A 25,881-nucleotide genomic window follows, 5' to 3' on the forward strand; every position below is an offset into this window, starting at 1 on the left:
GGTGACCGGGGGACGACACCTGAACCGCCTGGCCGGCAGCTCGCGGGCAACGGTGTCGACGGTGCCGTCCTGCACAAGGGAAGCCTGCGGTACCTGGATCCCGGGTGGTTCACGTCCATGTCCCTGATCGTGCACCTGAGCGCGAGCACCGTGCACGCCCCGGATCCCGACGCGAAGTACCTGGTCGCCGACGTCGAGGAGAGCCTGCGTCTGGGAGCCGACGCGGTCAGCGTCCACGTCAATATCGGCTCGGACGGGGAGCGGCGGCAGATCGCCGACATGGCCGTCGTGGCGGAGGCCTGTGACCGCTGGAACGTCCCGCTGCTGGCCATGATGTACCCCCGCGGCCCGCAGATCTCCAACCCGCGCAAGGCAGAACTTGTCGCGCACGCGGTCTCGCTCGCCGCCGACCTGGGGGCCGACGTAGTCAAAACTGTCTGCGCCGAAACAGTGTCCGAGATGCAGGACATCACCGACCTGTCCCCGATTCCGGTGGTCGTCGTCGGAGGTCCCCGGGAGCCCGACGAGGACCGGGTCCTGGCCTACGTCGAAGAGGCGCTGCAGGGCGGCGCGGGGGGCGTGGCGATGGGGCGCAACGTGTTCCTCGCCCCCGACCCCGGTGCCATGGCGGCCAAAGTCGCCGACCTCGTCCACGCCCAACGGCGCCCGCTCGTGGACGCGGTTCCCACCACGGTCACCCGGTCACCCGTTCCCGCTCTGTCCTAAAGTCCCGCGATCTCTGAAGGAGAACCCCTCATGAAGCTCAGCTGGCTCGACATCCGCTCCCTCGGCGAGGCCAAGGAGGCGATCCTCCAGGAGGCCTTGCACAACCGCCTCGACGGCGTCGTCGCGGATGACGCCGCGGATCTGGCCGACCTGCCCCCGACCGTGACCAAGGTGCTGTTCCCCCGACCTGGCGAGATGCCGGACAGATTCGACGGCGTATCGGTGGTGATCGTCGACCCGAAGACCCACGGCATCACCCCGGCCGAGTTGGCGGTGGCCCACCCTGGCGTCGAGTTCGGCAAATTCATCGAGATCACCGACGCTCCGACGCTGGACGAGGCGTGCGCTGCGGCCCGCGCCGAGACGTGGAGCCTCTTGCAGTTCCGCGACCCGACCAAGATCCCGCTGGAGATCGTCATCGCGGCGGCGGCCCGCTCGACCGGCAGCCTGATCACCGTCGCGCAGGATGTGGAGGAGGCCGAGATCATCTTCGGGGTGCTCGAGCACGGCTCGGACGGGGTCATGATGGCCCCGGCGCAGGTCGGCGACGCCGCCCGCCTCAAGGCCGCCGCCGAGGCGCAGACCCCCGCCCTCAACTTGGTGGAGCTGGAGGTCCGCAAGACCGAGCACATCGGTATGGGAGAGCGCGCCTGCGTCGACACCTGCACCCACTTCCGCGAGGACGAAGGCATCCTCGTCGGCTCGCACTCCAAGGGCATGATCCTGTGCGTCAGCGAGACCCACCCGCTGCCCTACATGCCCACACGCCCCTTCCGGGTGAACGCCGGCGCGATCCACTCCTACACGCTCTCCAAGGACGAGCGCACCAACTACCTCAGCGAGCTCAAAGCCGGAAGCAAGGTCATGGCCGTCGACGTCAAAGGCCAGACCCGCATGGTGACGGTCGGCCGGGTCAAGATCGAATCCCGTCCGCTCATCTCGATCGACGCGGTGGCACCGAGGGGCGAGTCGGTCAACCTCATCCTGCAGGACGACTGGCACGTCCGCGTCCTCGGCCCTGAAGGGGCCGTCCTGAACAGTACCGAGCTCAAACCGGGCGACACCGTCCTGGGCTACCTGCCCAGCGAGGACCGACACGTGGGCTACCCGATCGACGAGTTCTGCCTGGAGAAGTGACCAGTCCTCCCGGAGGCGCCGCGGCGCCCATGCCGACGCCGCGGCGCCTCCGGGATTGTGACCAGAAGGGAGTGCGCATGCTCAATCGACGCGACGTGATACGGCGCGGAGGAGCGGTGGCAATCGGTGTCGCCGGCCTGGGGGCCGCCGGCTACCTCCCTGCGAAGGCGCAGCGGCCGGATGCGTCCGAAGAATCCCGGGCCGGACGACCGTACCGCGAGAGCTACCGGGGACGGACGATCCAGATCCACGAGACGGAGTACGGACCGGACGTGCGTGTGGACGGGGATCCACTACACCTGATGCAGCTGGGCGCGAACGCCTATGTGAGTTCGACGTGCCACTACGAGGTACTCGAAAGCCCACTGCAGGCGGCCCGTGCGGCGGTGGACGAACTGCAGGGGGCGCGCCTCCTGGACATCGGAAACGGGATGAACTTCCACCGGATGTGACCCCGGCACCCCACGCGTTCTTTGAGAGGCGGACATGGTCCACGTTCGCAAGAACCACCTTGACATGACGGAAGAGGAGCGGCGGCGCTTCATCGAGGCCGTCCTCGAGATCAAACGGCGCGGAGTCTACGACGAGTTCGTGCGCATCCACGTCGATGTCAACTCTAAGGACTACATCGACAAGGACACCGGGAAGCGCACCGGCCACATCAACCCGGGGTTCCTTCCCTGGCACCGGCAGTACTTGATCAAGTTCGAGAACGAGCTCCGGAAGATCGACCCGACGGTGACGCTGCCGTACTGGGACTGGACACACGACCAGTCCCGGAACTCCCCGCTGTGGAGCGAAAAATTCATGGGAGGGGACGGCCGGGAGGAGGACGGCATGGTCACCTCCGGCCCTTTCGCCTTTTCCAACGGCTGGAAACTGAAGATCAATGTGCGGCCGGAGGGGCCGGAGGACCCTGCGCTCAACGGCCACTACACCGTCGACGACCGGGAGTTCCTCATCCGGCGCATCGGGCGCAAGATCCAGGAGCTGCCCTCCGTTGAGCAGCTCGACCAGACCCTGGCCCTCCCGGTGTACGACTGCCCGCCCTGGGACTACACCTCCGGCGGCGACGCCCCCTACAACAGCTTCCGTAACCACCTGGAGGGCTACACGGGGTTCCCGTGGGAGCCGAAGGCCGGAAAGCTGCACGGCGCCGGTCACCAGTGGGTGGGCGGGCACATGATGTACATCGCCTCCCCAAACGATCCGGTCTTCTTCCTGCACCACTGCTTCATCGACAAGTGCTGGGCCGACTGGCAGGAGCGGCATCCGGACGTCCCGCACTACCTGCCCACCGAACCCACCCCCGAAGTCCCCGACATCAGCACGCCGCTGTTCCCCTGGCACACCATGACCCCCGGCGATCTCGTCGACCACACCCGGTTCTACGAGTACGCGTGACGAGAAGAGAGAAGGATTTCCGATGTGCGGAATCACCGGTTGGGTCTCGTACTCGCGGGACCTGAGACAGCACGGCGCGGAGCTGGAGGCCATGGTCGCGACCATGGCCTGCCGGGGGCCCGACGCGGGTGGCACCTGGCGGGACCGCCACGCGGCACTGGGGCACCGCCGACTGGCCATCATCGACCTGGAGGGCGGTCGGCAGCCGATGACCGCCGAGGAGAGCGGGCACTCTCCGACGGTCATCAGCTACAGCGGCGAGGTGTACAACTTCCGCGAACTGCGCGCGGAGCTGCGGCGGCGCGGCCACCGGTTCCGCACGGCCAGCGACACCGAGGTCGTGCTGCGCGCCTACCTGGAATGGGGAGATGCGTTCGCCGAACGCCTGAACGGGATGTTCGCCTTCGCCATCTGGGATGCCCGGACCGAGGAGCTGGTGCTGGTCCGGGACCGGATGGGCGTCAAGCCACTGTTTTACTACCCCACGGGCGACGGCGTCCTCTTCGGTTCCGAACACAAGGCGATCACCGCCCACCCGGAGGTACGGGCTCGGGTGGACCCGGACGGCCTCCGCGAGATCTTCGCCCTGACCATGACCCCCGAGCACGCCGTCCAGCAGGGAATGTACGAGGTGCGGCCGGGCGGTCTGGTCCGGATCTCCCGCCGGGGGGTGCGTACGAGCCGCTACTGGTCGCTGGAGTCCCATCCGCACGAGGACGACCTGGACACCACCGTGCGCACCGTCCGCGACTTGCTGGAGGACACTGTCAGCCGCCAGCTGGTCTCCGACGTCCCCCTGTGCTCCCTGCTCTCCGGCGGACTGGACTCCAGTGCAGTCACCGCTCTAGCGGCGCGCGGGCTCGCACGGGAGGGCGGGGAGCGCGTACGCACCTTTTCCGTCGACTTCGCCGGGCACAGTGAGCGGTTCCGGCCCAACGCCGTGTGGGAGAGCCCGGACTCGCCATACGTCGACGAGGCAGTGCGGCACATCGGCGCCGACCACGAGAACATCATCCTGGACAACGCGGAACTGCTGCGCCCGGACGTGCGCCGGGCCGTGCTCCGGGCGCTGGATCTTCCCACCGTCACCGGCGACATGGAGTACTCCCTCTACCTCCTCTTCCAAGCAATCCGGAGCCGGTCGACCGTCGCGCTGTCGGGCGAGTCCGCAGACGAGCTGTTCGGCGGGTACAGCCACTTCCACGACCCGGAAGCGGTGCGCTCTCCGACCTTCCCCTGGCACCTGCCGTTCGAGCGCGCCGGCGGCCAGGGGGCTCTTCGTACAGCCGGCCTCTGGGACAGGCTGGACCTGGGCGGCTATATCGAGCAGCGGTACAAGGAGGCGCTGGCCGAGGTCCCCGTTCTGGAGGGCGAGTCTCCTGAGGAAGCGCGCATGCGGGAGATCAGCTACCTGCACCTGACGCGGTTCGTCACGTTCCTGCTGGACCGCAAGGACCGCATCAGCATGGCGGTGGGGTTGGAGGTCCGTGTGCCCTTCTGCGACCACCGGCTCGTCGAGTACGTGTTCAACACCCCCTGGGCGATGAAGACCTTCGACGGGCGGGAGAAGAGCCTGCTGCGCGCCGCCACGGAGGACCTGCTGCCGCGCTCGATCTCGCAGCGCAAGAAGAGCCCGTACCCCTCCACCCAGGACCTGCGGTACGAAGCGTCGCTGAGGGAACGCGTCGCCGCCCTCGCCGAAGGGGATTCTCCGGTGCTCGATCTGGTCGACCGTCGGGGGATCCGCGACCTGCTCGAACGCCCCTCGGGAACATACGCGATCGGCGGTCCCTACAGCGCCCGGGCCGTGCTCGAACGACTGCTCGACCTGGATATCTGGCTTCGCGAGGGGGACGTCGAGCTGATCGCTCAGAGCGGCTGAACCACCGCCCGCCCCGGACTGGCCGCGGCGCCGGTGCCGACCGTCCCGGCCGATACGGCGCCGCCCCCGCCCCCTGGCCGCGTTGCGGTCAGGGGGCCTTCTCGGCGGCTGCTCGGCGTGGACTGTTCGGCCAGCGGAGCCGTCCACGCCGACGCCGAGCCGGAGGGCGGGTCAGTCGAGGATCCGCTGCTCCCTGCCCTCGCTCAGCGGCGCGTAGTGCTCGGTGAAAAGCTTGGCGACCAGTTCACCGCGGCTGGCCACATGGGTTTTCTCGAAGATGGACTTGATGTGGTCGCGGACGGTGTGCGGGGAGATGTAGAGCCTGTCGCCGATCTCGGCCGTGCCCAGCCCGCGCGCGATGTGCTGAGTGATTTCCAGCTCGCGGTCGGTGAGACGGTAAGCGCGGACCATCAGCGGGGCGACCTCCGAGATGGAGGCCGGTTCGATCACCACCACCGAGGCACCCGGCTCCCCGTCGACCGTCCGCAGGCAGGACGCGTGGCACACCAGCCAGCGTCCGTGCCGCCCCCGGACCCGTACCCGCGCCGAACCCCGGTCGCGACCGGAGGCGATGGCCCGCGCCTTGCTGACCGTGCTGTGGATCCAGGCCGGGATCGCCATTCTCAGCGCATTGCCGGTGTCCGGTTCGCCGCCGCCCGCCTCGGCGAGTTCGGTCAGGTACTGGTGCGCCGCGTCGTTGAATGAAACCAGGGCGCCCGACGGGGCGAAGTGGAGCAGGCCCGGCTCGGGCCCGGAGCTGGGGGCGGGGTCACCGTCGAGGCGGGGTTCGGCGAACGACCGCAGCCGGCGGGCCAGCGCGGCCGAGACCCGTTGTACGACACGGGTGTCGTCGGCGCCGAACACCGGGCTCTCCCGCGCCCGGAAGAGGCTGATCTGGCCCCAGGGGTTCCCGTCGGCGCGCGCCACCGCCCGCAGCTCGTCGTTCAGGCCCCGGGGCCGCAGAAACGCCCGGTAGAGAGTGCTGCGGTCGGGCAGGCCCCCGGTCGAGCCGTGCAACGTGGCAGTCGGCACCTTGGCCCGGGCCAGGTCGCTGAACAGGTTGACGTTCTCGGTCAGCAACTCCTCTTCCCAGTAGACCGAGCAGCCGTCCTCACCAAGGTTCTCCACGCGCACCGGATGGGTCATCATCCCGGTCAGGGGATCCGTGGCGCGCCACACCGCGGCGTCAAAGGGCACGATCGAGCGCAGGCGCTCCGACGCCCGGGCGAACAGCTCCAGCGCGTCGTCGGCCTGCTCGATCTCCGCCAGCAGGGCCGCCAACCTCCGTCGGGCGTCTCGTCCCGCACCGCCGCTCGCGTTCATGCTCTCTCCTCTTCGCGCCGTCGGGCGCACACGGATGTCCCCGCCCATGCTGGCCGATGTCGCGTCCTCGGCACACCCCCTCATCGAGGGGGTTTCCCGGTCGTCCGACCACCCCCTCGCGGGATGGTTCCCCCGCCGCAGCCGGACGAGGATGCGGAGCGTCGCCTTCGAACGCGTCCAAGGGGCAGCGGCCGCGGCCCTCCCCGCGACGCCCACATCTCAAGGACCTGACCATGCACCACACAGACACAGGGATCACGACGCTCGCCGGGGAGGTGCGTGGCCCTGTCCTGCTCCCCGGAGACGCGGGATACGACGCCGAGCGGCGCGGCTTCAACACCCTCCACGACCACCGCCCGGACGTGATCGTGGGCTCCACCGGCGTCCGGGACATTGCAGCGGCGGTGCGCTTCGCCGCCGACCGCGGACTGCCAGTCGCCGTCCAGGCGACCGGCCACGGTGCGGCCATGCCGCTACGGGGAGGGGTCCTGGTCTCCACCCGCCGGATGACCGGCCTGCGCGTCGACCCCGAGCGGGCAAGCGCCAGAATCGAGGCCGGCGTGCGCTGGGAGCAGGTCATCCATGAAGCGGCGGCCTACGGGCTCGCCCCGCTCAACGGATCGTCGCCCCTGGTCGGGGCGGTCTCCTACACGCTGGGCGGCGGGTTGGGTGTCCTGGCCCGCAGCTTCGGCTATGCCGCCGACCACGTGCGCGCCATCGACGTCGTGACCGCGGACGGCGTTCCACTCCAGGTGAACGCCGACAACCACCCGGACCTGTTCTGGGCGCTGCGCGGCGGCAAGGGCAACTTCGGGATTGCCACCTCGATCGAGATCGGGCTGGTCCCGGTGAGCCGGGTGTACGGCGGGACGCTCAGCTTCCCCGGGCGGTCCGCCCCGCAGGTACTACGGGCCTGGTCGGAGTGGACGCGACATGTTCCCGACCGGATGAACTCCTCGGTCGCACTGGTACGGCTTCCCGACGATCCCGATATCCGCGCCGAGCTGCGCGGCCGCTTTCTCATCCAGGTCCGCATCGCCTTCACCGGCCCCAGCGGCGAAGGTGAAGGGCTCGTGGCTCCGCTGCGCTCGGCCGCCCCGACGCTCGTGGACACCGTCGCCGAAATGCCCTACACCGACGTGGCCTCGATCCACGCCGATCCCACCCGGCCCTACTCCTACCACGAGCGCACGCTGATGCTCGGGGCTCTGGACGAGGGCGCCATCGACACCGTGCTGGCCGTGGCGGGGCCGGACACCGACTGCGGGCTGGGGTTGGTCGAGCTGCGGCACCTGGGAGGTGCCCTGCGCACGCCCCCGCCCGAGGGCAGCGCCGTGGGCAACCGGGACGCCGCCTACTGTCTGCTCACCGTCGCCCCCGGCGGTCCGCGCCAGTCCCCGGGGGAGGACGACTTGCTGTTGGACAAGATGACCGGCTGGTCCACCGGCGGCCGCTACCTCAACTTCCTGGACGCCTCGGCCACCCCCGACCAGGTTCGCTCCGCCTTCACCGAGCCGGCCTACGCGCGGCTGTCGGCGCTGAAGGCCGCCTATGACCCCGACAACCTCTTCCGCCTCGACCACACCATCCAGCCGACCGCCGACCGGGGGTGACACCGATGCTCATCAGTGTGATCGGTGCCGGGGCCATGGGACGTGCGGTCGCCCGGCAGTACGTCCGTTCCGGGGCCCACGTCCTGGTTACCGACCGCAGCGGTGAATGCGCCGCCGAAGCCGCGGCTCAGACCGGAGCCGACATGGCCGACAGCGTCCGCGAGGCGTTACGCGCCGACATCGTCACCCTTGCCGTCGGGCACGAGCGCGCGCTGGAGTTCGTCACCGCCCACGCGGCCGAACTGGCCGACCGCACGGTGGTGGACACCACCAACCCGGAGGAGAGCGACCATCCGCGCGGGTGGCAGGGGCTGCCCAGCATCGCCGAGGTGATCGCCCAGGCGGTCCCGGCGGCGTCGGTCGTCAAGGCGTTCAACACGCTGTGCGCATCGGCCGTGCTGAGCGGACGGATCGACGGCCTTCGCACGGACGTCTTCGTGGCCTCCGACGACGAGGCCGCGAAAGCCACCGTCATCGAGGTGGTCGATCGGAGCGGGATGCGCGCCCTGGACGCAGGCGGGCTCCACAAGGCCCTGGTCCTGGAACAGATGGCGGCGCTGTGCACCGAAATCATCGACCGCCTCAAGATCCCCCCGCGCGCTGGCATGAAGTTCCTCCCCGACTGGTGACCGACGGGCGTCCGGCGCCACCGGTCGCGCCCTGACCGGCCTCGACCGGCCGTCTGAACCACGAGACGAACCAGAAAGACGAAACCATGCGTCTGAGACTGCTCATCCTGGCCCTCGGTAACTTCGCGATGGGGGTCGACACCTTCGTCATCGCGCCGATCCTCAGTCCGATGGCGGGCGATCTGGACGTCGGTCGCACCGCCGCTGGCTGGCTGATCACCGCGTTCGCCCTCGCCTACGCGATCGGCGGGCCCCTCCTGGCCGGGCTGGTCGGCGACCGTCCACCGCGCCGACTGCTGCTGGCCGCCCTGGTCGTGTTCGCCGTCGGCAACCTCCTGACAGCGGTGGCGACCGGTTACTGGGTGGCGATGCTCGGCCGCGTCGTCGCCGGCCTCGGCGCCTCCATGTACACGGCCAATGCCCTGGCCGTGGCCCGCTCCCTGGCGCCCCCGCACCTGACCGGGCGCGCCACCGCTACCGTCGTGGGCGGTCTGACCACGGCGATCGTGCTCGGGCTGCCGCTGGGCGCGTGGCTCGGTGCCGAGGTCGGATGGCGGATCACACTGTGGAGCGTCGTCGCGCTCACCGCCGTCGCCGCCGCCGGTATCGCCGCCCGGCTGCCCCACCAGCCCGGGCAGGCAGCCGCATCGCTCAGCGCCCGGCTCGCTCCGCTGGGGCGGCCCCGTGTGCTGGTCACCCTGATGGCGACCTGGCTGTGCCTGAGCACCAGCTGGACCGTCTACAACTTCATCGACCAGATCACGCGGAACGCCACCGGAGGAAACGCCACCGCGGCATCCATCGTGCTGCTTACCTTCGGCGTCGGCGCGGTCCTCGGCAATCTGCTCACCGGCCGCCTCACCGACCGGCTGGGCCCGACGCGCACCATCGGCATCGCCGCCCCCCTGCTGGTGCTGGCCGCAACGGCGACTCCGCTGCTGTCCGGCACGCTGCCGGCCGTGCTGGTGTTGGCTGCGGTCTGGGGGCTGTTCCACTGGATGGTGAACGTTCCACAGCAGGCGCGGGTCACGGCGGCCGCACCCGAGTCGGCCCCCCTGGTCCTGGGGCTGCACCAGAGCACCATCTATGTCGGGATCAGCACCGGAGGCGTCGCGGGGGCGATCGGGTTCACCGCCGCTGGGCCGCACGGCGTCGGCTACGCCGCCTTGGCGGTCGGCCTGCTCGCGCTCGCGGTCCTGGCCGTGTCAACGCGCATCAACCCGGCCGCACCGGCCGCACCGGTTACCCCACCCGAGCCTGTACGGGCGGAGTGACCCACACCAACCGCTGTTCGGCCAGGGCCCTGCTCCCGCTCTTGGCCGAACAGCTCTCCCATTGGCGCGCTCTCTTTTCCACAATACGACCGGTCCGCCGAGTGCGACCGCCCGGACGATATCGGTGGACAGGGTTTCCGCCACACGCATACGGCCTCACCTGCGGACCGCCCCCACAGGCCACATCAGGCCATCCACAAATAAGAGGTATGAGCGCATATTTATGTAAGATCGTCCACGCCATATCCGGATCAGACGATATCGAGACACAGCACGAATGGATTCACCTCCAGAAATTCCCCAAGCAATCTCGGGGCGTACCGGACCCCCCGCTCCCAGCGCCGCTTATCCCCGACATAGACCATGGACTTCGAATAGACCAGGAACCGCGCCAGCGCCACTGAGAGCTCAACCAGGGGGCGAAACATGATCGAGCACGAGTTCCGAATACTCGGCCCACTCGATACATTCGGAAGCGAAGGCCGGGTTGCCATCAAGAGCGCACGGATCCAGATTCTCTTGGCCATGCTGCTGATGAACGCCAATCGCGTGGTGGGCGGCGAACGGCTCATCGACGCGATCTGGGGCGAGGCGCCGCCGGATTCGGTGACCAGCCAACTCCGCATTTGCGTATCAGGTTTGCGGCGACAGCTGAAGCTCAACGGCTCATCCGCCAGGATCGAGACACACCCATCGGGATATCTGATCCGCGTCCCCGATGACGCTCTCGACCTCAGCACTTTTCATCGCATGGTGGATCGGTCGCGCAGGGAGCTGGAGGGGGGACGAATCGAGCTGGCCGCCGCCCTGATGCGGTCGGCCCTGGGCCTGTGGCGCGGCTCACTGTGCGAGGGGCTCGACAGCCGACTCCTCCGTTCCGTGGCACGGAAGGAGGAAGAGGAGCGGCTTCTGGTCACCGAGGAGTACTTCGACCTGCAATTGCTGCTGGGGCGTCACCGAAGGATTATCGGCGAGCTGACCTCTTTCGCAGCAGAGAACCCGTTCCGCGAGACCCCGGCCGCGCAACTCATGCTGGCGCTGCACAGATCGGGACGGCAAGCCGACGCACTCGACGTCTACCGCGACCTCCGCGAGCGTTTTTCCCAACAACTCGGGATCGACCCAACGGAGAGCCTGCGTGAGCTGCACCACCTCATTCTGAAAGGCGACGGCGTCACCGCCTTCGCCAGCTCCCGATGGGCCGTCGCCAATACCGACATGGCCGGGGTTTCAGCTTGAATTCTAATCCCGGCCGAAGAACGTAATGCCCAGAAGAGACTTCGACCCGTGGAGAGGAGAGGCCACCTTGCGCGATCGAATTGGAACGGCCAGGCCGGAGGAGCAACGGCCTGCACGGAATCCGGTCCAGCGCGGCGAACGAATCCCCCGGACCCGAGCGCCGATTTCACGGGTGCGCTCGATTCGATCGCCACGGTTTCCGGAGAATAGGGGCGCGTCCGGCCGAACATGGGCCGAACCCCAAACAGGCGTCGTTTCCCGGTCCCCGCCGGCCTCCGAACGCGGCAGGGGCCGCGGCGGCCGCCGCGGCCCTCACCGTCGGTTCGGGACCGTTAAGTCAGACGTTGAAGCGGAACTCGACGACGTCGCCGTCGGCCATCACGTAGTCCTTGCCCTCCATGCGGACCAAGCCCTTGGACTTGGCCGCCTGCATGGAGCCGGCCTCGACGAGGTCGTCGAAGGAGACGATCTCGGCCTTGATGAAGCCGCGCTGGAAGTCGGTGTGGATGACACCGGCCGCCTCGGGAGCGGTCGCGCCCTTCTTGATGGTCCAGGCGCGGGCCTCCTTCGGCCCGGCGGTGAGGTAGGTCTGCAGCCCCAGCGTGTCGAAGCCGACCCGGGCCAGCCAGGCCAGGCCGGACTCCTGCTGCCCCATCTCGGCGAGCATCTCGGCGGCCTCGTCGTCGTCCAGCTCGGCGAGCTCGGACTCGATCTTGGCGTCCAGGAAGATCGCCTCGGCCGGGGCGACCAGCTCGGCGAGCTTGGCGCGCAGGCCCTGGTCGGCCAGTTCGTCGGAGTCCAGGTTGAACACGTAGATGAACGGCTTGGTCGTCATCAGGTTGAGCTCGCGGATGGCCGACAGGTCGATCCCGGCGGCCGGGCCGCCGCTGAACAGGCGCTCTCCCTTGTTCAGGACGTCCTGCGCGGCCTTGGCGGTCTCCAGCGCGAGCTGGGCGTCCTTGTCCTTGGCGTTGCGCTTGGCGTCCTTCTCCAGCCGCGGCAGCGCCTTCTCCAGCGTCTGCAGGTCGGCGAGGATCAGCTCGGTGTCGATGGTGGAGATGTCGCGGGCGGCGTCGATGGCGCCGTCGACGTGGGTCACGTCCGGGTCGTTGAACGCCCGGATGACCTGGCAGATCGCGTCGGCCTCGCGGATGTTGGCGAGGAACTGGTTGCCCAGCCCCTCCCCCTCCGAGGCGCCGCGGACGATCCCGGCGATGTCGACGAAGTCGACGGTCGCCGGGATGACCTTGGCGGAGGAGAAGATCTCGGCCAGCTTGTCCAGGCGCGGGTCGGGCACCCCCACGACACCGACGTTGGGCTCGATGGTGGCGAACGGATAGTTCGCCGCCAGAGCTTCGTTCTTGGTTAGCGCGTTGAACAGCGTGGACTTACCGACGTTCGGCAGGCCGACGATCCCAATTGACAGACTCACGACTCCTGAGTCTATGCGCGCCGCACCCCTGGACCGTCCGCTGATATCGGCCGGGGGCTCGGTGGCGTTTCGGTGACACGCGGGACTCGGTTGGGGCAAATGACCTGCGGCCACGAGGATTCTCGGAGTACGTTCGTGTTTCAATCAGCCGGCACGAGGAACGGGGAGCCTCGTGGCGTGGACGCGACCGTGCGCCAACGGCCCCAACGGGGGGACCCACGCGACCCCCGGTGGCCGTAACCGCCATCTCGGCAGGGACCTAACGGGGTGTTTCCGCGCGGCTCATTCGCCATACAGGTCACAGTGGGGGGATATCAGTGCTACCTGGTCAGGTGCGAGCTTTTGTCCGCCGACATCCGGCGGTGCGCCACGCCACGCGCCAGATCCGGATCCATCTGCCGCAGAGCCTCGGGGGGCTCGACCCGGCCCGGCTGCCGCCGAAGACGCGCAGGTTCGAGCTCCAGCTGCCGCGCCGGGAGGGCGCCCCCCGGGTCGGTCCCGAAACGCTGATCGTCGAGGCGCCGGGCGACTCCTGGATCCCGCGCTGCCTGCACCTGTCGGGCCTGGCCGGGTACGACCCGGAGACCCTGTCCTGCTACCTCGCCGTGCTGGAGCACGCCCGGCCCGGCTCGGTGCTCGACGTCGGGGCGAACATGGGCCTCTACGCGGCGCTCGCGGCGGCGCGTACCCGGCGCCGGGTCTACGCGTTCGAGCCCACGCCGGACACGGCCGCCACCGCGCGGCGCGTGGCCGCCGCCAACGGCCTGGGCGTGGAGGTCGTGGAGCTGGCCGCCAGCAACCACAGCGGCACCGGCCATCTGCACCTGTCGATGACCAGCGACGCGTCGAACTCACTGGTGCCGGGGTTCCGCCCGGCGCTGGGCCGGATCGAGGTCGAGGTGGACACCCTCGCCCACTGGCGGGAGCGCGCCGGGACCGCGCCCGCCGTGATCAAGATCGACACCGAGGGCAGCGAGCCGGACGTCATCTCCGGCGGTCTGGAGATCCTGCGCCGGTTCCGCCCGTTCGTCTTCTGCGCGGTCCTGCCGGAGCCGGGGATCTGGGAACGGCTCATGGCGCTGCTGGAGCCGGTGGACTACCACTGGTACCACCTGGCCGGGGGGCCGCCCTACACCGCGCGGCCGACGATCGGCGGCGTCGACCCCGCGAACGAGCAGAGCATGTGGTTGTTCGCCCCCGCGCCGGTGCCCGACCGCGTGTGGGAGACCGCGGTCGAGTGGAACGCGGCGATCAGCGCGTGCCGGTGACTCCCGCGCCGCGCGCCGATGGGGACACCCGGAACGGGGCGGTGAGCCGGGTGTCGGTGCTGGACCGCCCGACCTGGAGTTCGTAGGAACCGGTGGCGAGCCGCCAGTCGTGCGCCGCGGCGTCCCAGTATTCGGCGGCGCGGCGGGGGATCGTGAGTACGGCCTCGGCGCGCTCCCCGGGTTCGGCCTCGACGGCGGCGAAGGCCGCCAGGCGGCGGGCCGGACGGTCGGCGTCGGGGCGGTCCGCGGCCAGATAGAGCTGGACGACCTCGCGTCCGGCGCGCTCCCCGGTGTTGGTCAGGCGCACCCGCACGGCCGCCAGGGCCTCGGCGGGGTCGGCCCCTGTGAGGTCCAGGGCGTCGTAGCTCCACGTGGTGTAGCCGAGCCCGTGGCCGAAGGGGAAGGCGGGGGTCCGGCCCTCGCGCTCCCAGGCGCGGTAGCCGATGAACACGCCTTCGGTGTAGCGCAGCACGCCGTCGGTGGGCCGGACGTCGAGCACCGGGACGTCGTCCTCGACGCGCGGCCAGGTGGTGGGCAGCCGCCCGCCCGGTTCCCGTGTGCCGAGCAGCACGTCGGCGAGCGCCGCGCCGAGCTCCTGGCCGCCGAACCAGGTGAGCAGGATCGCGGCGACGTCGTCGCGCCACGGCATGGTCACGGGGGCTCCGGCGTTGACCACGGCCACGGTCCGGTCGTTGGCGGCGGCTACGCGGGCGACGAGGTCGTCCTGGCGGCCGGGGAGGGCGAGGGAGGTGCGGTCGAACCCCTCGGACTCCACGTCCTCGGTGGTCGCCACGACCACGATGGCGACGTCGGCGTCGGCGGCCGCCCGGACCGCCTCCTCGATGAGCTCGTCGTCGGCGGGCCGCGGTTCGACGTGGGTCAGGACGAAGCCCACGAACATGGCGTCGGCCATGGCGCGGAAGGGTCCGTGCACGGTGACCGCCACGTCGACGGGGTGCCCAGCGGTCAGGTGGAGGGCGTGGGAGCTGCTCGGCGGCGCGAAGATCGCGGCTCCCGGGTCTGTCCCGTCCAGTTCCTGCGTGCCGTCGTGGAGGACGGTGCCGCCGAGCGTGAGGGTGAAGTGCCCGACGCCGGTGACACCGAGGGTGTGCGTGCCGGTGGCGGCGGGCACGAGGGTGCCGGTCACCTCGATGGCGGCCAGGTTGGCCGGGGTGACACCGGCGGGGAACTCGCCCAGCCAGTGCGCGGTTCCGTTGGGCAGGGGCTCGGTGGCGAGCACGGCGCCGTCGGCGTCGCGGAAGGTCGCGGTGAGCGGCCCGCGGATCGGGGGCGGGCTGACCCGGGGGTCGGCGCCGATGGCGTGGACGAGCTCGACGCCGTCGGGAAGCGCGGCGCGCAGCCCCGCCAGCGGGGAGACGGTGCGCTCGGCGAAGACGGCGGCGCTGCCGCCGCCGCTGGTCCGGGCCTCGTCGGCGGCGCGTCCGATGAGCGCCACCCGGCGCACATTGGCCGGGTCGATGGGCAGCGTGGCGTGCTCGTTGCGCAGCAGGGTGAAGGACCGGGCGGCGGCGTCGCGGGCGACGGCCCGGCCGTCGAGGGCGGCGGGCACTTCGGCGGGCGCGACCACGGGGTCGGCGCCGTCGAGCAGGCCGACGCGTGCGGCCAGCCGCAGCACGCGGCGGGCCATCGCGTCCACGGCCGACTCGGGCACGCGCCCCTCGCGGACGGCCGCCACGAGGCGGTCGCCGTAGACGGTGGCGGGGCCGGGCATGGCGACGTCGAGCCCCGCGAGGGCGGCGCGCACGGTGTCGCGGGCGGCGAACCAGTCGGACACGAGGATCCCGTCGAACCCCCATTCGTCGCGCAGCACCGCCGTGAGGTCGGCGTGCTCGGTCATGGTGGTCCCGTTGACGCTGTTGTAGGCGGCCATGGCGCCCCAGGGGCGGGCGCGTTTCACGATGGCCTCGAACGGGGCCAGGTAGACCTCGCGCAGGGTGCTTTCGTCGATGCGGTTGTCGACGGTGTAGCGGTCGGTCTCGGCGTCGTTGGCGACGAAGTGCTTGACGGTCGCGCCGACGCCGCCGTCCTGCACCCCCTGGACGTAGGCGGTGCCGATCGCGGCGGTGAGGTGGGGGTCCTCCGAGAAGCACTCGAAGTGCCGTCCGCCGCGGGGGCTGCGCTGCATGTTGACCGTGGGGGCGAGGAGCACGTGCGCGCCTTTGCGCCGCGCCTCCTGGGCGAGGAGCCGGCCGGCGGTGCGGACCAGGGCGGGGTCCCAGGTGGCGGCGAGGGCGGTGGGGCTGGGGAGTTGCACGGATGGGTCGTCGGGTGTCCCGTGTTCTCCGCGTACGCCCACGGGGCCGTCGGACATAACCAGCCGCCCGAGCCCGATGGCGGGGTTGGGCGCGATCGCCCACATACTCGCTCCGGACAGCAGCCCGACCTTGTCGGGGAGGGTGAGCGCGGCCAGGGCGGCGTCGACGCGGCGTTCCCTCCGCTCCCCCTCGTCGCCGACGGGGCGGAGGGCGGTGGGCTGAGCGGACATGTCACTCCCGCGGCTGTGCCGTGGATCGGGCATCGGGGCGCCGCAGCGCGTGCCGGGACGCGTCAGTGGGGCTCCCCCTGCCCGCAACCTAGCAAGCGCCCGGTCTGATTCCTAGGGTCGCCCGCGCCGCCGGGTGAACCGCCCGCGACCCGGAAACGACTCCCATTCCGGTCACTGTCGGCGTATACCCGATAACTCTGTTGCGATAATCCGCCCTGTAACGTCGGCTGCGGCCATCTCGAAGTTGGAGGCACGATGAGTGAGACCGTCGTACGACGGCGTCGCGGTCAAGGCAGCGCCCGGCGTAACGAGATCCTCGCTGCGGCGATCGAGGAGTTCGCCGCAGGTGGGTACAAGGGCACGTCCCTGGCCACCGTCGCCGAGCGCGTCGGACTGACCCAGCAGGGGCTGCTGCACTACTTCCCGAGCAAGGAGGCCCTGCTCGTCGCGGTGCTCGAAAGGCGCGACGAGATGGACGCGGCGATGGGCGACATCCCGCGCGACCTGGCCGATTTCGCCGAGGTCGCCACCCGCAACACCGACCGTCGCGAACTCGTGCAGCTCCACACGGTGCTCAGCGCGGAGGGAGTGACCGAGCACCACCCGGCGCACAACTACTTTCACACCCGTTACATGGAGCTTCGTGACCGCACCACGGAACAGCTCCGCGAGCGCCACGGCGACACCCTGCCCAGTGGCCTCGCCCCCGAGGACGCCGCCGCGCTGGTCATCGCGGCGATGGACGGCTTGCGGCTGCAGTGGCTGTATGACCCGGACTCCGTCCAGATGCCCGGCCTGATCAAAATGTTGGCCGACGTCCTGACCTCTCCCGCGCGTGGCGGAAACCCCGGCGCCGCCGAGGATTGAGAACATAGGCCGCTATGGACGGCCTGAGCGTGATTCTGGTGTTGTTGGTAGGTGTCGCGATCGGCGTTGCGGTGGGGTGGTTACTCGCCCGCGACCGCACCGCCGATTCGCGGGCCCGTGCGCGGGCGGCCGAGGAGCGGGCCGCCTATATCGAGGAGCAGCTCGGCGACCGCTTCCGCGCGCTGTCCGCGGAGGCCCTGGACGCCACCAATCAGCGCTTCCTGGAACTGGCCGAGGGGCGGATGCGCGCCGTGGGCCTGGAGGCCGGCCACGACATGGAGCAGCGGCGCCAGGCCGTCGAGCAGCTCGTCGCGCCGTTGAAGGAGACCCTGTCCAGGGTCGAGGGGCAGCTGCGGGAGGTCGACGCCGGTCGCCGCGCGGCCCACGCCGAGCTCGCCAAGCAGGTCGACTACGTGCGCCAGGGGTCGGAGCGGCTGCGCGACCAGACCCAGGCGCTGGTCACCGCACTGCGCCGCCCCGAGGCTCGGGGCCGGTGGGGCGAGCTGCAGCTGCGCAGGGTCGCCGAGCTCGCCGGGATGAACGCCTACTGCGACTTCTCCGAGCAGGCGAGCGCGTCGACCGACAGCGGCGTGCGGCGCCCGGACATGGTGGTGCGGCTGGCCGGGGGCAAGAACATCGTCGTGGACTCCAAGGTCTCCCTTGCCGCGTACCTGGAGGCCGTGGAGACCGACGATGAGGATGTGCGGACCGAGCGCCTGCGGGTCCACGCCCGGCACCTGCGGACCCACGTCGACCAGCTCGCGTCGAAGTCGTACTGGAACGCGTTCAGCCCGGCACCGGAGTTCGTGGTGCTGTTCATTCCGGGCGAGGCGTTTCTGGCGCCCGCTCTGGAGCACGACCCGGCGCTGCTGGAGTACGCGATGGGGCGCAAGGTGCACATCGCGACGCCGACGACGCTCATCTCGCTGCTGCGTACCGCGCAGTACGCCTGGCAGCAGGAGGCGCTCAGCGAGAACGCGCGCGCCGTGTTCGAGCTGGGGAAGCAGTTGCACGCGCGGCTGGCGACGCTCGGCGGGCATGTGGACGGCCTGGGCCGCCAGCTCTCGCGAACGGTCGCCGCCTACAACCAGACCGTGGGCTCGTTGGAGAGCCGGGTACTGGTGACGGCGCGCCGGTTCGGGGAGCTGGGGCTGGTGGACGGTGAGCTGGACCGCCCCGCGGGGGTGGAGGACCAGGCCCGGCCGCTGACCGCGCCGGAACTGATCGGGGAGGCGGAGGGCGCCGCGGAGCCGGAGCCGCCCGGGCGGACGGACACCCCCGCGGCGGGCCACGGGCATGGGGCCGATCCGCGTGTCGAGTTGTTCGGTGAGCCGTTCGAGGAAGATGGAGACACGGCGCCCCAAGAGGAACCCAAGCCCTCACCTCGGGTGACACAATAATTACCATGAGTTACATAGGGAGCGCACGGCGATGGTAACGCGTAATACGGAGACCCCGGAGGACCCGCGGCCTCCGTTCTTCGTCGAGCAGCCATCCCGCCGCCGCGAGCCATCCCGCGGGGAGTCCCCGAGCAGTTTCGGCCCCACCGCAGCCACGCGGACGTCCAGATCGCGGGCGGGTGTCGCCGAGGCGCCCCCGGAACGACGGCGACCCGACGCGGAAGCGCCGAGGCCCCGGACCCGGCCGCCGCGCCCGAGCGGCGCGAAGATGCGCCTCACCGGACGCGGCGGCATCCTCGCCATCATGCTCGCCACCTTCGCGGGCGCCATGATCGCCCCGCTTGTCGAGATGCCGAGCATCAGCGGCGGGGCGTTCGTGGCCTCATGTGTCGTCGCCGCTCTGCTGGTCCGCCCCACAGACCTGCTGTCCCTCTCGGTCAGCCCCCCGCTGGCCTATTTCACCGCCGCCCTGGGCGCCGAGATGATCACGACCCTGGGGGAGAACGGCTTCGCCCGCGGCGTGGCGATCGGCATCGGCACCCGCCTCGCCAACATCGCCCCCTGGCTGTTCCTGGGAACGGCCCTCGTACTGCTCATCACGCTCTTCCGCGGCCTCCCCGCCAACGTCCGCGACCTCGACGACGAACTCAACGGCCGCAAGGAGCGCGCCGCCCGTCGTGCCGAGCGGAACGCCCAGGCGGACTAGTGGGAAACGTTCGGCCTGGTCATGGGGTAAACGAGCGGCGCACGCCTGAGCGCGGCACCGACGCCGCCACTTCCCTGCGTCGATATCGCCGAGATCAGCGGCTAGGCCGCGTTCTTCGGATGCGTGCGGATGAGGGAGCGGCTGTCCGGGGCCGCTCCGCAGTGCCCGCCGGTTCGGCAGGAGCCGGTCAGAACGGCGTGTCCTGCCCATTCTGGCCGTTCTGCCCGTTGCCCTCGTTCTCCGGAGCGCTCTCCTCCAACGCGACGGCGAGCTTGGCGCGGGCGCCCTCCAGCCACTGCTCACAGGTCTTGGCGAGCTGCTCACCGCGTTCCCACAGGGCCAGTGACTCCTTGAGGGTGAGTCCGCCGGACTCCAGCCGCCGCACGACGTTGTCGAGCTCCTCGCGGGCCTCCTCGTAGCTCAGCTCCGGCTCGGCGGGCGCCGCGGAGCCGGTGTCGGCGCTGGCGTCCGTCTCGGTGTTGGCGTCAGCGCCGTTGCCGTCGGCCGTCTTGGCCATGGGTTCCCCCTCAGTCATCGGTGGTCTGCATGTCGTCGGCCCGCGCGCGGCCGTCGGCCGTCGCGGTCAGGCTGTCCTCGGCGAAGCGCAGGCGCAGCGTCTCCCCCGTCTCGACCTCGGCGGCCGAGCGGACCACGGCGCCGTCGGACTTCTGCACGATCGCGAATCCGCGGGCCAGGGTCGTCGCCGGGGACAGCGCGTGCAGTCGCGCCCTGGTGTGGGCGAGGTCGTCGGACGCCCGGTCGAGCGAGATCGCGACACACCGGCGGGCACGGTCGCGCAGACCGGTGATCTGCTCGGTGAGCCGGTCCATCTCACGCAGCGGGCTGGCCAGCACGGGGCGCGAGCGCATCGATGCCAGCCAGGCCTCCTCGCGGGCGATCCCGCCCTCGATGACCCGGCGGCCCCGGTCGCGCAGCTGGTGGATGAGGCGCAGCTGTTCCCCCACGTCGGGCACGACCTTCTTGGCGGCGTCGGTGGGTGTGGAGGCGCGCAGGTCGGCGACGAAGTCGAGCAGCGGCGTGTCCTGCTCGTGCCCGATCGCGCTGACGACAGGGGTGCGGGTGGCCGCGACCGCGCGGACCAGCGCCTCGTCGGAGAAGGGCAGCAGGTCCTCCAGGGAGCCGCCGCCGCGGGCGATGATGATGACCTCGATGCCGGGGTGCGCGTCGAGCTCCTTGAGCGCGTCGAGCACCTCGCCGACGGCCCGGTCGCCCTGAACGGCGACCTCGCGCACCTCGAACCGGACGGCGGGCCACCGGCGCCGACCGTTCTCCAGCACGTCGCGCTCCGCGGCGGAGTCGCGCCCGCAGATCACCCCCACGGCCCCCGGGAGGAACGGCAGCGGCCGCTTGCGCGCCTCGGAGAACAGCCCCTCGGCGGTCAGCGTCTTGCGCAGCTGCTCCAGGCGCGCCAGCAGCTCGCCCAGGCCCACGTGCCGGATTTCCAGGGCGAGCAGGGAGAACGTGCCGCGGGCCACATAGAAGTCGGGCTTGGCGTGGATGACGACGCGCGCCCCGGCCTGCGGGGCCGGAGCCGCGGCCTCCAGCACGCGCACCGGGCACACGACGCGCGCCGAGACGTTGGCGACGGGGTCGCGCAGGGTGATGAACACCGTGCCGCCGCGCCGGTTCAGCTCGGCGATCTGGCCCTCGACCCAGATGCGGCCCAGCCGCCCGATCCAGCCGCCGATGGCCTGCATGACGACCCGGACCGGCTGCGGTGACTCCGGGGAGCTCTCCATACCCATGGCCATGAGCGTAGAGGAGTGTGGGGACGTTTCCCGTCAGGCGGCAGGGGCGGTGGATCGGCGGGCGGGTCCGGTGCGGGCGCAGTGCGGCTCAGGCGGGGGTCGCCGCGCCCCAGGCCGCGCGCACCTCGTCGAGGATCTCCGCTGCCTGGGCCCGTCCGGCGCGGGCGGCCGGGGCGCGCCGAGCCGGGTCGAGCGGGTTGGAGCCGATCGCCTCCTTGGCCGCGGCGCTGGGGACGACCAGGGCGGTGCGCGGTGATCCGGGCAGCCGGGCCAGCTGCTCGGCGGGCGACGGGACGGGCCCCATGCCCGCGCCGATGGGGGCGAGCACCACGACATGGTCGTAGCCCGCGGCCAGGTCGGCGTTGGCGGCGGAGCAGACGCCGCCGTCGATGTACAGCTGGCCGTTGATGATCGCCGGAGGCCAGACCCCGGGGACAGCGCAGGAGGCCAGTACGGCGTCGGGCAGGGCGACGCCGCTGTCGCGCCCGAAGGCGGCCCGCTGTCCGGTGCGCGCGTTCACCGCCGTGATGCGCAGGTCGCACTTGGGCCAGTCGTGCGAGGGGAGACGCGCGGAGATGACCTCGCGCCGCTCGGCCAGCGAGGCGGTGGACGAGGAGTGCGCGATCCGCCCGATGCGGGCCCTCGCCCGCGCCGGGTCGCGCTCCGTGAGGAACGCCCACACCATCCGGGCGAGGACCCGCCGGGAAAGGCGTGCGGTGACCTCGCCGTTGGGCGGGCGGAGCTGGCGCGCGAAAAGGGCCTCCAGCGGCACACCGGACGTGATCTGCGCACCGACGACCGAGCCCGCCGAGGTGCCCACGATCAGGTCGGCTTCGGTGAGGTCGACCCCGGAGTCCCGCAAACCGGAGAGGACGCCCAGTTCCCAGCCGATTCCGGTGAACCCTCCGCCGCCCAGTACGAGTGCCCTGCGCATTCACTCCGCCCTTCGTCCGAGGTCTCCCCCGACAGGATAGAGGGACACAAAGTGATCACGGTTACACCGCCCCGGGCGCGCGATCCCCGCGCACGCCGCGACCTCGGATGCACCCCTGCACGCGCGGGTTTTCTCTATTCTCGTGCGAACCCCAGAAATAGCAGGGTATTCAGAAGCGATCGTCCACCCCGCGCCATTGTTGGCACCGAAAAGGCGGTTCGGCGGGGAAAAGGGCGGAGCGCCGACGCTAACGCCGAAACGCCCGCCGCGCGCGCCGCCGACCGCGCCGGCCCCCCGCGGAGCGACGGTTCACGACGGTGGCCCGACCCTGGGGGCGGAAACGGTGGAGAAGCCCGCCGCGAGGCGCAGAGCTCCTGCCCGTAGGACATGTCCGCGGAGCGTCCGGGGGTGTCGACCAGCCGATCCCGGCGGTCGACACCCCCGGGTGGTTGGAGACGCCCAGGGGCCATCGGCGGTGTGCCGCGGACGGCCAGCCGCCTACTCTCCCTCTCCCGTTTTGCGGAGCTTGGCGATGCGGTTGTCGTACATTTTCACGAACTCCGGCCGCTCGGCGTTGGCGATCTCGTAGGAGCGCAGGTCGCGGACCTCGTCGATGGTGAGCTTGCGCAGGCGGGCGCGGATGGAGGGCAGGGTGAGGCTGTCGTAGCCCGGGACCGGCAGATCCTCGGCGGCGGGGGCGGACCGCTTGCGGACCTTCTCCAGGACGTCGTCGCTGGCGACCTGGGTGGTGGCCTCCGCCCTGGCGATCTCGTCGGCGATGGCGTCCTTCTCCTCGCCGGCCACGAGCGGGGGGTCCTCGGCGGCGGGGGTCTCGTCCGTGGGGGCGGGGGTGTCGCTGTCCGTAGCGGCCTCGGGTGCGTCGTCCTTCGCCGCGGCGGCCTTCTCGCCGGTGGCCGGAACCTCGGTGGCCTCCGACCGGGTGGCCGGCTTGGCCTCCGACGCCGCCGCGGCGGTCTTCTCGGTGGTGTCCGTCTTCGCTACCGTGTCGGCCTTCTCGGTCTTCGAGCCCTGCTGTACCGGGATGCTGGCGGGTCCGGGGGCCGGGGCTTCGGTCTTCTGTCCGAAGACCCCCTTGACCAGGGTCATCACCTTGCTGACGATCGACGGCTTAGACATGGGACTGGGGGCTCCTGACAATCTCGGTGGGGTGAAACATGGCGGCGCACTCACACTGGGGATGGCCCATCGAGCGAACCGATGGAGTGGGTGCGGACGGCTGGCACAGTGCTGCTCACTACTGCGGTCGGATAACGCGAATTCAACCCAGAATAGGGGAGTAAGAGTCGCCCCCCGCGCGCCGTTTGTGAATGGTTCCGGCTGGTCGCGACGGAAACGAGCACGGACTGTTATCACGCATTCATCAAATCCGCTGACCCCATCACCCAAGGTGAGGGGGTGCGTCTGGTCACAGGAGCACCGCCGTTGGCCCACGGGCCGTAGGATGGGGCACATGACTGCGACGAATCGCCGCCGTGTCCTGCTCGCCAAGCCCCGTGGATACTGTGCCGGGGTGGACCGCGCTGTCGTCACGGTCGAGAAAGCCCTGGAACAGTACGGGGCCCCGATCTACGTGCGCAAGCAGATCGTGCACAACACGCACGTCGTGCGCACGCTGGAGGAGCGCGGGGCCGTCTTCGTCGAGGAGACCGACGAGGTGCCCGAGGGCGCGATCGTGGTCTTCTCCGCCCACGGCGTGTCGCCGATGGTGCACCAAGAGGCCGAGCGCCGCCAGCTCAAGACCATCGACGCCACCTGCCCCCTGGTCACGAAGGTGCACAAGGAGGCCAAGCGCTTCGCCAACGAGGACCGCGACATCATCCTGATCGGCCACACCGGTCACGAGGAGGTCGAGGGCACGAGCGGCGAGGCCCCGGAGCACATCCAGGTCGTGGAGAGCCCGGACGAGGTCGACAAGGTGAAGGTCCGCGATCCCGACAACGTCTCGTGGCTGTCCCAGACCACGCTGTCGGTCGACGAGACGAACCAGACGGTCGACGCCCTGCGCCAGAAGTTCCCGAACCTTCTCGACCCGCCGAGCGACGACATCTGCTACGCCACCTCCAACCGCCAGGACGCGGTCAAGGAGATGGCGCCCGAGTGCGACCTGGTCATCGTGGTCGGCTCGGACAACTCCTCCAACTCGGTGCGGCTGGTCGAGGTCGCCCTGGACGGCGGGGCGAGCGCGGCCCACCTGATCGACAACGCCTCCCTGATGGACGAGGCCTGGCTCGAAGGCGTCACGACCGTGGGCGTGACCAGTGGCGCGTCGGTGCCCGACATCCTGGTCCAGGACCTGCTGCGCAGGCTCGCCGAGCACGGCTTCGACACCGTGCAGGAGATCGAGACGGCCGAGGAGCGCCTGACCTTCTCGCTGCCCAAGGAGCTCCGCCGGGACCTGCGGGCGGAGGAGCCGGCCGGCTCGTAACCGGTCCTTCCCCCGTCCCCATTCGCTACGTGCGCGGCCCCGCGTCCGACGGTTCGGATGCGGGGTCGATGCGCGTGGGGGCGCCGGGTCAGCTCTGGGGTTCCAATGACCCGGCCAGCGTCTCCAGCTCATCGAAGCCCGCGCTGCCGACGACGATGATGGTCGCGTCGTCCTCGCGTTTCACCAGCGCGCGGCGGGGTTTCCGGTCGCTCTGCGACGCGCGCTCGAAGCGCTCCCAGCTCGCGCCGTCCACGTCGGTCGTCCCGGCCGACTCACCCTTGGTGGTCTCGGCGATGAACGCGTCGGGGTCCGCGTCGCTCATGGAGAGCTCGGCGTGCCGGTCGGCGGGGGTGGCGAAGCCGAGCGTCCAGCTGACCGGGTCGTCGGTGGTCAGCCTCGAACTGGTCGGCACCCACCCTTCGGGCAGGCCGTCACCCGGGGCATAGGTGGTGTAGTCGGCGGTGTCGCGGAGGTTCGCCGCGTCGATGCTGTAGTCGACGCTCGGGATGTGCTCCTCCCGCCCTCCCGCGACCACGATGGCCATGACGAGCAGGATGCCGACGATGATGCCCATCGCGGCGGCCAGGGAACCGAAGGTCGCGTTGGCGCGGTTGTAGCTACTCATGATGCTTCAAGCTTGCCGCAACGTACCGGGTCACTCGTCCCGGGGCCGGGGTCTCCGCTCCGCGGCATGCTGCGGCTCCAACCGGGACAGCAGCGCGGTGATGTCGTCGGCGAGGCGGCGCGCGTCCGCGTCGTCGCGGCGGATCACCTCGGCCACGGCGATGAGCATGGCACCGCTCACGACCATGAGGAGCGCCTCGTCGACGGGTTCGTCGGCCTTGCGGAACAAGGCGACGTTCCGGTCGGTCCACTCGCGGAGCCGGACCCGCAGCTGGGAGTCGAAGCCGGGCGGTCCGTCGCCGCTGAAGAAGAGGAGTGTGGTCTCCCTCTCCTCGATGCACCCCTCCAGGTAGGCGCGGGCGGCGGCGTACATCAACCGGGTGGGGTCGGTCTCCCCCTGGGCGCGGGCGTCGCTGACCGCCGTGTGGGTGCGTTCCTGCTGGCGCTGCTGGAACTCCTCGTACAGCGCCATGAAGAGGTCGGCCTTGCCGCTGAAGTGGTGATACAGGCTCCCGACGCTGGCCCCGGCCTCGGCGACGACCTCGCTCACCCCGGCCTTGGCGAACCCCACTGTGCGGAACACGTGGGCCGCCGCGTTCAGGAGGGCGCTGCGGGTGGCCGCTCCGCGGTGCGAGACCCGCACAGCCTTGTTGACCTTCTCAACCGTCAAGTCCGAATACCGTCCCGTCCCTATCCCGACAG

At 70.5% G+C, this 25,881-nt stretch carries 23 protein-coding genes; 14 read left to right on the plus strand and 9 right to left on the minus strand.

Features of this window, described 5'->3' with window-relative positions; translation table 11 throughout:
* The first annotated feature begins 93 nt into the window (after positions 1 to 93).
* The 5 genes from ABD259_RS21840 to asnB all read left to right on the plus strand — a co-directional run bounded on the left by ABD259_RS21840 (position 94) and on the right by asnB (position 5,149).
* Positions 94 to 726: a Cgl0159 family (beta/alpha)8-fold protein gene (locus ABD259_RS21840; RefSeq protein ID WP_344165110.1), complete on the plus strand. Its 633-nt coding sequence runs from the start codon at positions 94 to 96 to the stop codon at positions 724 to 726.
* 30 nt (positions 727 to 756) lie between these two features.
* Positions 757 to 1,863 carry a 3-dehydroquinate synthase II family protein gene (locus tag ABD259_RS21845; protein WP_344165017.1) on the plus strand — a complete coding sequence of 369 codons (1,107 nt, stop codon included), beginning with the start codon at positions 757 to 759 and terminating at the stop codon, positions 1,861 to 1,863.
* Positions 1,864 to 1,940: 77 nt separating this feature from the next.
* A complete protein-coding gene (locus ABD259_RS21850; RefSeq protein WP_344165020.1) occupies positions 1,941 to 2,315 on the plus strand; it encodes a tyrosinase family oxidase copper chaperone in 375 nt (124 codons plus the stop codon).
* Between the two features lie 34 nt (positions 2,316 to 2,349).
* On the plus strand, positions 2,350 to 3,267 hold the full coding sequence (locus tag ABD259_RS21855; RefSeq protein WP_344103814.1) for a tyrosinase family protein: 918 nt from the start codon (positions 2,350 to 2,352) through the stop codon (positions 3,265 to 3,267).
* 22 nt (positions 3,268 to 3,289) lie between these two features.
* Complete coding sequence (gene asnB / locus ABD259_RS21860; protein WP_344165022.1) at positions 3,290 to 5,149, plus strand: asparagine synthase (glutamine-hydrolyzing); 1,860 nt, start codon at positions 3,290 to 3,292, stop codon at positions 5,147 to 5,149.
* A gap of 171 nt (positions 5,150 to 5,320) precedes the next feature.
* Here asnB and ABD259_RS21865 read toward each other — a convergent pair whose 3' ends face one another.
* A complete protein-coding gene (locus ABD259_RS21865) occupies positions 5,321 to 6,472 on the minus strand; it encodes a LuxR C-terminal-related transcriptional regulator (RefSeq protein ID WP_344165024.1) in 1,152 nt (383 codons plus the stop codon).
* 233 nt (positions 6,473 to 6,705) lie between these two features.
* On the opposite strand from ABD259_RS21865, the gene ABD259_RS21870 reads away from it, so the two are divergent.
* From ABD259_RS21870 to ABD259_RS21885, 4 genes are all read left to right on the plus strand, one after another.
* Positions 6,706 to 8,085 (plus strand): FAD-binding oxidoreductase, encoded by a 1,380-nt coding sequence (locus ABD259_RS21870; RefSeq protein WP_344165026.1) that lies wholly within the window; start codon positions 6,706 to 6,708, stop codon positions 8,083 to 8,085.
* Between the two features lie 5 nt (positions 8,086 to 8,090).
* The gene (locus tag ABD259_RS21875; protein WP_344103806.1) at positions 8,091 to 8,714 is read left to right on the plus strand and encodes an NADPH-dependent F420 reductase; all 624 of its coding nucleotides are present in this window, start codon (positions 8,091 to 8,093) and stop codon (positions 8,712 to 8,714) included.
* Positions 8,715 to 8,800: 86 nt separating this feature from the next.
* On the plus strand, positions 8,801 to 9,988 hold the full coding sequence (locus ABD259_RS21880) for an MFS transporter (RefSeq protein ID WP_344103804.1): 1,188 nt from the start codon (positions 8,801 to 8,803) through the stop codon (positions 9,986 to 9,988).
* A gap of 426 nt (positions 9,989 to 10,414) precedes the next feature.
* A complete protein-coding gene (locus ABD259_RS21885) occupies positions 10,415 to 11,227 on the plus strand; it encodes a BTAD domain-containing putative transcriptional regulator (RefSeq protein WP_344103801.1) in 813 nt (270 codons plus the stop codon).
* 337 nt (positions 11,228 to 11,564) lie between these two features.
* Here the strand turns inward: ABD259_RS21885 and ychF are convergent, their stop codons facing one another.
* On the minus strand, positions 11,565 to 12,659 hold the full coding sequence (gene ychF / locus ABD259_RS21890) for a redox-regulated ATPase YchF (protein WP_344103798.1): 1,095 nt from the start codon (positions 12,657 to 12,659) through the stop codon (positions 11,565 to 11,567).
* 332 nt (positions 12,660 to 12,991) lie between these two features.
* Between ychF and ABD259_RS21895 the strand changes: the two genes are divergently transcribed.
* On the plus strand, positions 12,992 to 13,927 hold the full coding sequence (locus ABD259_RS21895) for an FkbM family methyltransferase (protein WP_344165029.1): 936 nt from the start codon (positions 12,992 to 12,994) through the stop codon (positions 13,925 to 13,927).
* Here ABD259_RS21895 and ABD259_RS21900 read toward each other — a convergent pair.
* Positions 13,911 to 16,433, minus strand: coding sequence for a beta-glucosidase H (locus tag ABD259_RS21900; protein WP_344165032.1), 2,523 nt, complete (start codon positions 16,431 to 16,433; stop codon positions 13,911 to 13,913). The two genes, ABD259_RS21895 and ABD259_RS21900, sit on opposite strands and share 17 nt — an antisense overlap.
* A 255-nt stretch (positions 16,434 to 16,688) precedes the next feature.
* Between ABD259_RS21900 and ABD259_RS21905 the strand changes: the two genes are divergently transcribed.
* The 3 genes from ABD259_RS21905 to ABD259_RS21915 all read left to right on the plus strand — a co-directional run bounded on the left by ABD259_RS21905 (position 16,689) and on the right by ABD259_RS21915 (position 19,406).
* On the plus strand, positions 16,689 to 17,300 hold the full coding sequence (locus tag ABD259_RS21905) for a TetR/AcrR family transcriptional regulator (RefSeq protein ID WP_344165035.1): 612 nt from the start codon (positions 16,689 to 16,691) through the stop codon (positions 17,298 to 17,300).
* A gap of 14 nt (positions 17,301 to 17,314) precedes the next feature.
* Complete coding sequence (locus ABD259_RS21910) at positions 17,315 to 18,700, plus strand: DNA recombination protein RmuC (protein ID WP_344103790.1); 1,386 nt, start codon at positions 17,315 to 17,317, stop codon at positions 18,698 to 18,700.
* Positions 18,701 to 18,968: 268 nt separating this feature from the next.
* Complete coding sequence (locus ABD259_RS21915) at positions 18,969 to 19,406, plus strand: DUF6542 domain-containing protein (protein WP_344103787.1); 438 nt, start codon at positions 18,969 to 18,971, stop codon at positions 19,404 to 19,406.
* Positions 19,407 to 19,593: 187 nt separating this feature from the next.
* Here the strand turns inward: ABD259_RS21915 and ABD259_RS21920 are convergent, their stop codons facing one another.
* The 4 genes from ABD259_RS21920 to ABD259_RS21935 all read right to left on the minus strand — a co-directional run bounded on the left by ABD259_RS21920 (position 19,594) and on the right by ABD259_RS21935 (position 23,246).
* Entirely contained in the window at positions 19,594 to 19,923 is a 330-nt protein-coding gene (locus tag ABD259_RS21920; protein WP_344103884.1) for an exodeoxyribonuclease VII small subunit, read from the minus strand.
* A gap of 10 nt (positions 19,924 to 19,933) precedes the next feature.
* Positions 19,934 to 21,172, minus strand: coding sequence for an exodeoxyribonuclease VII large subunit (gene xseA, locus ABD259_RS21925; protein WP_344165038.1), 1,239 nt, complete (start codon positions 21,170 to 21,172; stop codon positions 19,934 to 19,936).
* A gap of 91 nt (positions 21,173 to 21,263) precedes the next feature.
* On the minus strand, positions 21,264 to 22,109 hold the full coding sequence (locus ABD259_RS21930) for a patatin-like phospholipase family protein (RefSeq protein WP_344165041.1): 846 nt from the start codon (positions 22,107 to 22,109) through the stop codon (positions 21,264 to 21,266).
* Between the two features lie 498 nt (positions 22,110 to 22,607).
* Complete coding sequence (locus tag ABD259_RS21935; RefSeq protein WP_344165044.1) at positions 22,608 to 23,246, minus strand: hypothetical protein; 639 nt, start codon at positions 23,244 to 23,246, stop codon at positions 22,608 to 22,610.
* A 334-nt stretch (positions 23,247 to 23,580) separates the two neighbouring features.
* Between ABD259_RS21935 and ABD259_RS21940 the strand changes: the two genes are divergently transcribed.
* Positions 23,581 to 24,555: a 4-hydroxy-3-methylbut-2-enyl diphosphate reductase gene (locus ABD259_RS21940; RefSeq protein ID WP_344103777.1), complete on the plus strand. Its 975-nt coding sequence runs from the start codon at positions 23,581 to 23,583 to the stop codon at positions 24,553 to 24,555.
* Positions 24,556 to 24,643: 88 nt separating this feature from the next.
* Here ABD259_RS21940 and ABD259_RS21945 read toward each other — a convergent pair whose 3' ends face one another.
* Both ABD259_RS21945 and ABD259_RS21950 read right to left on the minus strand, forming a co-directional pair.
* Positions 24,644 to 25,180 carry a DUF4245 domain-containing protein gene (locus ABD259_RS21945; protein WP_344103775.1) on the minus strand — a complete coding sequence of 179 codons (537 nt, stop codon included), beginning with the start codon at positions 25,178 to 25,180 and terminating at the stop codon, positions 24,644 to 24,646.
* A gap of 30 nt (positions 25,181 to 25,210) precedes the next feature.
* Positions 25,211 to 25,849: a TetR/AcrR family transcriptional regulator gene (locus ABD259_RS21950; RefSeq protein WP_344103773.1), complete on the minus strand. Its 639-nt coding sequence runs from the start codon at positions 25,847 to 25,849 to the stop codon at positions 25,211 to 25,213.
* Positions 25,850 to 25,881 lie beyond the last annotated feature (32 nt).

The organism is Nocardiopsis rhodophaea (assembly GCF_039530945.1).
GTDB lineage: Bacteria > Actinomycetota > Actinomycetes > Streptosporangiales > Streptosporangiaceae > Nocardiopsis_C > Nocardiopsis_C rhodophaea.

Coding starts and splice junctions, on each gene's coding strand:
- ABD259_RS21845 (WP_344165017.1), top strand. CDS start 757: ATGAAGCTCAGCTGGCTCGACATCCGCTCCCTCGGCGAGGCCAAGGAG.
- ABD259_RS21850 (WP_344165020.1), top strand. CDS start 1,941: ATGCTCAATCGACGCGACGTGATACGGCGCGGAGGAGCGGTGGCAATC.
- ABD259_RS21855 (WP_344103814.1), top strand. CDS start 2,350: ATGGTCCACGTTCGCAAGAACCACCTTGACATGACGGAAGAGGAGCGG.
- asnB (WP_344165022.1), top strand. CDS start 3,290: ATGTGCGGAATCACCGGTTGGGTCTCGTACTCGCGGGACCTGAGACAG.
- ABD259_RS21865 (WP_344165024.1), bottom strand. CDS start 6,472: ATGAACGCGAGCGGCGGTGCGGGACGAGACGCCCGACGGAGGTTGGCG.
- ABD259_RS21870 (WP_344165026.1), top strand. CDS start 6,706: ATGCACCACACAGACACAGGGATCACGACGCTCGCCGGGGAGGTGCGT.
- ABD259_RS21875 (WP_344103806.1), top strand. CDS start 8,091: ATGCTCATCAGTGTGATCGGTGCCGGGGCCATGGGACGTGCGGTCGCC.
- ABD259_RS21880 (WP_344103804.1), top strand. CDS start 8,801: ATGCGTCTGAGACTGCTCATCCTGGCCCTCGGTAACTTCGCGATGGGG.
- ABD259_RS21885 (WP_344103801.1), top strand. CDS start 10,415: ATGATCGAGCACGAGTTCCGAATACTCGGCCCACTCGATACATTCGGA.
- ABD259_RS21900 (WP_344165032.1), bottom strand. CDS start 16,433: ATGTCCGCTCAGCCCACCGCCCTCCGCCCCGTCGGCGACGAGGGGGAG.
- ABD259_RS21905 (WP_344165035.1), top strand. CDS start 16,689: ATGAGTGAGACCGTCGTACGACGGCGTCGCGGTCAAGGCAGCGCCCGG.
- ABD259_RS21910 (WP_344103790.1), top strand. CDS start 17,315: ATGGACGGCCTGAGCGTGATTCTGGTGTTGTTGGTAGGTGTCGCGATC.
- ABD259_RS21915 (WP_344103787.1), top strand. CDS start 18,969: ATGCGCCTCACCGGACGCGGCGGCATCCTCGCCATCATGCTCGCCACC.
- ABD259_RS21920 (WP_344103884.1), bottom strand. CDS start 19,923: ATGGCCAAGACGGCCGACGGCAACGGCGCTGACGCCAACACCGAGACG.
- xseA (WP_344165038.1), bottom strand. CDS start 21,172: ATGGGTATGGAGAGCTCCCCGGAGTCACCGCAGCCGGTCCGGGTCGTC.
- ABD259_RS21930 (WP_344165041.1), bottom strand. CDS start 22,109: ATGCGCAGGGCACTCGTACTGGGCGGCGGAGGGTTCACCGGAATCGGC.
- ABD259_RS21935 (WP_344165044.1), bottom strand. CDS start 23,246: ATGTCTAAGCCGTCGATCGTCAGCAAGGTGATGACCCTGGTCAAGGGG.
- ABD259_RS21940 (WP_344103777.1), top strand. CDS start 23,581: ATGACTGCGACGAATCGCCGCCGTGTCCTGCTCGCCAAGCCCCGTGGA.
- ABD259_RS21945 (WP_344103775.1), bottom strand. CDS start 25,180: ATGAGTAGCTACAACCGCGCCAACGCGACCTTCGGTTCCCTGGCCGCC.